This is a genomic window from Dokdonella sp. (assembly GCF_039926425.1).
In the GTDB taxonomy this organism is placed as follows: Bacteria; Pseudomonadota; Gammaproteobacteria; order Xanthomonadales; family Rhodanobacteraceae; genus Dokdonella_A.
This window is the reverse complement of record NZ_JBDSWZ010000283.1, coordinates 1-4,232: the sequence shown is the minus strand read 5'-3', so window position 1 is coordinate 4,232 and position 4,232 is coordinate 1. Positions and strand designations below refer to the sequence as shown.

Sequence of the window (4,232 nt, the reverse complement as noted above, 5' to 3'; positions counted from 1 at the left end):
GGCCAGGCCAAACTGCTGCGCGTGCTGGAAAGCGGGCAGTTCGAGCGCATCGGTTCGAGCAAGACGCGCAAGGTCAAGGTGCGCGTGATCAGCGCGACCAATGCCGACGTGCCGGTGATGATCCGCGACGGACGTTTTCGCGAAGACCTGCTGTATCGGCTCAATGTGATCGAACTGCGTCTGCCGCCGTTGGCCGAACGCAGCGACGACATTCTGCCGCTGGCGGAACATTTCCTCGACGGTGCCGCCGCGTTCGACGACTCCGCGCGCGTCGCGTTGGTCAACCACGGCTGGCCCGGCAATGTGCGCGAGCTGAAGAACGCGATCCAGCGTGCAGCGCTGCTGTGCCAGGGCGGCGTCATCACCGCACGTGATCTCGGCCTTGTCGCGGTTCGAACAGGAAACGGCCGCATCGCACCCGACGCCGAGCCCGACCGCGAGATGATCGAAGCCGCGTTGAAGAACGCGCGAGGGGTCATCAGCCAGGCGGCATCCGAACTGGGGCTGTCGCGTCAGGCCCTCTATCGACGGATGGACAAGCTCGGCGTGGAGCAGGGCGCCGGCGCGAAGTAGGCCGGACGCTCTGTGCGGCCGGCGCTCTTCCGTGCGCACACGCCGGCCGCAAACAACGCGTGCGGCCTACAATGGCGTGCATTCCTGCGTCGCGAACGCCCGACCAACGGCCCTCTTCTCCCGTGCGACTCCTTTCCCTCGAAGGCAAACTCGCCGCGGCACTGTTCGTCGCGATGATCACGGCAGCAGTGCTCGGCGCTTGGGCGACGCTGTGGTTCCAGTCGCCCTGGTACGGTGCTGGCATCGCCGTGCTGGCGCTCGGGGTCCCTGCGCTTGTGTTCGCTCGCGCGCTCGCGCGTCCGGTCGCCGCGTTGATGCGCGCGCTGTCCGGAAGTGTCACCGCATTCCGCGACGGCGATTTCAGCTTCTCGATCGGCGGACGTCGCGGTGACGAGGTGGGCGATCTGGTCGACGCCCACAACGAACTCGGACGCGTGTTGCGCGAGGAACGCCAGCATCTGTTCCAACGCGAGCTGCTGCTCGATACGGTGGTGCAGAACACGCCCACTGCACTGGTTCTTGTCGAGGAGCGCGGGCACGTCGTCTACGCAAACCTCGCCGCGCGCCAGCTGCTCAACGCTGGGCGACCGTTCAATGGGGAACGGTTCGACGCGATCGTCGAGACTGCGCCGGCACCGCTGGCACAAGCCATCGCTGGCGAAGTCGACAGCCTTTTCACCGTTCCGTTCGAGAACGAAGAGGAAACGTTCCATCTGTCGCAGCGCGCGTTCAAGTTGCAGGGTCGTCCGCATCGCCTCTATCAGATCAAGCGGCTTACCCGCGAACTTGCGCGCCAGGAAGTGGCGACATGGAAGAAGGTGATCCGGGTGATCAGCCACGAGTTGAACAATTCGCTCGGCCCGATCCGCTCCCTGTCGCATTCCGGCCGGGAACTCGCCCGGCTCGGCGACATGACGCGTCTCGGGATCGTGTTCGACACCATCGAAGAGCGCACGCGTCACCTTGAAGGCTTCATCCAGGGTTACGCGCGCTTTGCAAAGCTGCCTCTGCCACGTGCGGAGGCTGTGGACTGGGCTCCTTTCGTCGACGGCCTGTCCCGCAATTACGCGTTCGTGCTTGCTGGTCCGCTGCCGTCGACGGCCGGTTGGTTCGACCGTGCGCAGGTCGAACAAGTGCTGATCAATCTGCTGAAGAACGCGCACGAATCCGGAGGCGCCGGGGAAACCGTCGAACTCGGCGTGCAGCAGCAGTCGCGCGAAATCCGGATCGACGTGATGGATCGCGGCAGTGGCATGACCGACACTGTGCTTGCAAACGCATTGTTGCCCTTCTATTCGACGAAGCGCGCGGGATCCGGACTCGGACTCGCACTCGCGCGCGAGATCGCGGAAGCGCACGGCGGACGCGTGCAGTTGGCGAACCGGCGCGACGGCGGGCTCGTCGTGACATTCGTGCTGCCGCAGGGCGAGCACGTCGTGGCGCAGAAGCCCGAATCGACGTAACGCCGAAGCGTCGCGGCGGCACGCAACCAACGCATTGCCTATACTTCACGCATTCGCTGCAAAGGGAGTGCGTTATGGGTCTGGGTGCTCTGCCGATCGTCGTCGTCGCGGTTGCCTTCATCGTTCTGTACAAGCTCGTGCGCATCGTGCCGCAGGGATTCGAGTGGACAGTCGAGCGTTGGGGAAAGTACACGCACACGCTAGAGCCTGGTTTTCACCTGTTGATTCCGGTGATGCAGAACGTCGGCCGCAAGATCAACATGATGGAGCAGGTGCTCGACGTTCCATCGCAGGACGTGATCACCAAGGACAACGCGGTCGTCAAGGTCGATGGCGTCGTGTTCTACCAGGTACTCGATGCGGCCAAGGCTGCGTACGAAGTGTCGACGCTCGAAATCGCGATCATCAACCTGATCATGACCAACATCCGCACCGTGCTCGGCGGGCTCGATCTCGACGAGAGCCTCAGCAAGCGCGACGAGATCAATGCCAAGCTGTTGCGCGTCGTCGACGAAGCGACGCATCCGTGGGGTCTGAAGGTCACCCGCATCGAGCTCAAGGACATCCAGCCGCCACGTGACCTGGTCGATTCGATGGCGCGACAGATGAAGGCGGAACGCGAGAAGCGCGCGAACATCCTCGACGCGGAAGGATTCCGCCAGGCGGCGATCCTCAAGGCCGAAGGCGAGAAGCAGTCGGTGATCCTCGCCGCGGAAGGCCAGAAGGAAGCCGCGTTCCGCGAAGCCGAAGCGCGCGAGCGTTCGGCCGAAGCGGAAGCCAAGGCGACGCAGGTGGTGTCCGCTGCGATCGTCAATGGCGACGTCAACGCGCTCAACTACTTTGTCGCCAACAAGTACATCGAGGCATTGAAGGCGATGGCCGATTCTCCGAACCAGAAGATGCTCCTGCTGCCGATCGAGGCGACGGGGATCCTGGGGTCGCTCGCAGGCATTGCCGAACTGGCGAAGAATGCGTTCGCCGATCAGCAGGCGCCACGAGTCGCTGCGCCGACGCGCGGCAATCCGCCCCCGGCTCCGCAGATTCCCCGCTGACCGCGGACGTCTGAACCCGGGCCAACCTCGTCACTGAGTGGATGGACACGATGGACAATCTCGTCAACAACTACGGCTGGTGGCTGCTCGCGCTGGTGCTGATCGGCGTCGAGATGCTGGTGCCGGGCTACTTCATGCTGTGGATCGGTATTGCCGCCGGTCTCGTCGGACTCGTGATGCTGGTGGTTCCCGGAATGCCGGCGCTTGTTCAAGCATCGTTGTTTGCGGTCTGCTCGATCGCCGCGTGCCTGGTCTACTGGAAATATCTGCGTCCACTTGCCGAACAGCGAAACGACCAGCCGTTGCTCAACAAGCGCGGCGCGCAAATGGTCGGTCAGCGATTTGTGCTCTGCGATGCGATTGTCGACGGCCGCGGCAAGGTGCGCGTCGGCGACGGGACGTGGCTTGCGGAAGGTCCGGATCTGCCGGTTGGAAGCGAAGTGGAAGTCATCCGCGTCGAAGGCACGACGCTCGCGGTCAAGGCCCATCGACAGCCGCTCTAGCGTCGCCACTCATCGCGCCGATCGCGCGCGGGTCGGCGTCCACGTGTCGCCTGACGACTGCCTTCGTTCTGCGTCGTCCAATCGCACGCAACGCGGGCGCGCGCACTCCGCACGCTCGGTACAGTGGTTGGAATGCCCTGCGCCGACCGCGATAATGCGTGCCTCTTTCCGATCGGCATCGCCATGACCCAGCGCACCATCTTGAACGCCACCCACCGCGCACTCGGCGCGAAGATGGTCGACTTCGGCGGCTGGGACATGCCGATCAGCTACGGCTCGCAGATCGAGGAACACCACGCGGTGCGCAGCGACGCGGGCATGTTCGATGTCTCCCACATGACCGTGGTCGATCTCAACGGTGCGCGCTGCAGGCAATTCCTGCGGCATCTTCTCGCGAACAACATCGACAAGCTCAAGGTGTCGGGCAAGGCGCTCTATTCGTGCATGTTGAACGAGCAGGGTGGAGTGATCGACGACCTGATCGTGTACTTCCTCGACGAAGCATTCTTCCGCGTGGTCGTGAACGCATCGACGCGTGACAAGGACCTCGCGTGGATCGAACGCCAGGCGAAAGCGTTCGAGGTCGCCGTGACCGAGCGTCCCGACTTCGCGATGATCGCGGTGCAGGGTCCGAATGCGCG

General features: G+C 63.9%; 4 protein-coding genes and 1 pseudogene. All 5 read left to right on the top strand.

The window, feature by feature from the left end; translation table 11 throughout:
• On the top strand, nucleotides 1-573 hold a 573-nt coding region (locus ABIV12_RS16210; RefSeq protein ID WP_348061239.1), incomplete at its 5' end, for a sigma 54-interacting transcriptional regulator.
• A 122-nt stretch (nucleotides 574-695) separates the two neighbouring features.
• On the top strand, nucleotides 696-2,036 hold the full coding sequence (locus ABIV12_RS16205) for an ATP-binding protein (protein WP_348061237.1): 1,341 nt from the start codon (nucleotides 696-698) through the stop codon (nucleotides 2,034-2,036).
• A 74-nt stretch (nucleotides 2,037-2,110) separates the two neighbouring features.
• Nucleotides 2,111-3,088 (top strand): SPFH domain-containing protein, encoded by a 978-nt coding sequence (locus ABIV12_RS16200; protein ID WP_348061235.1) that lies wholly within the window; start codon nucleotides 2,111-2,113, stop codon nucleotides 3,086-3,088.
• 50 nt (nucleotides 3,089-3,138) lie between these two features.
• Nucleotides 3,139-3,591 (top strand): NfeD family protein, encoded by a 453-nt coding sequence (locus ABIV12_RS16195; RefSeq protein ID WP_348061233.1) that lies wholly within the window; start codon nucleotides 3,139-3,141, stop codon nucleotides 3,589-3,591.
• Between the two features lie 183 nt (nucleotides 3,592-3,774).
• A pseudogene (gcvT, locus tag ABIV12_RS16190) lies at nucleotides 3,775-4,232 on the top strand (glycine cleavage system aminomethyltransferase GcvT); the annotation flags it as partial.

Bases quoted from the DNA above. Each gene is read 5' to 3' on its own strand.
- ABIV12_RS16200 (WP_348061235.1), top strand. From the start codon at position 2,111: ATGGGTCTGGGTGCTCTGCCGATCGTCGTCGTCGCGGTTGCCTTCATC.
- ABIV12_RS16195 (WP_348061233.1), top strand. From the start codon at position 3,139: ATGGACAATCTCGTCAACAACTACGGCTGGTGGCTGCTCGCGCTGGTG.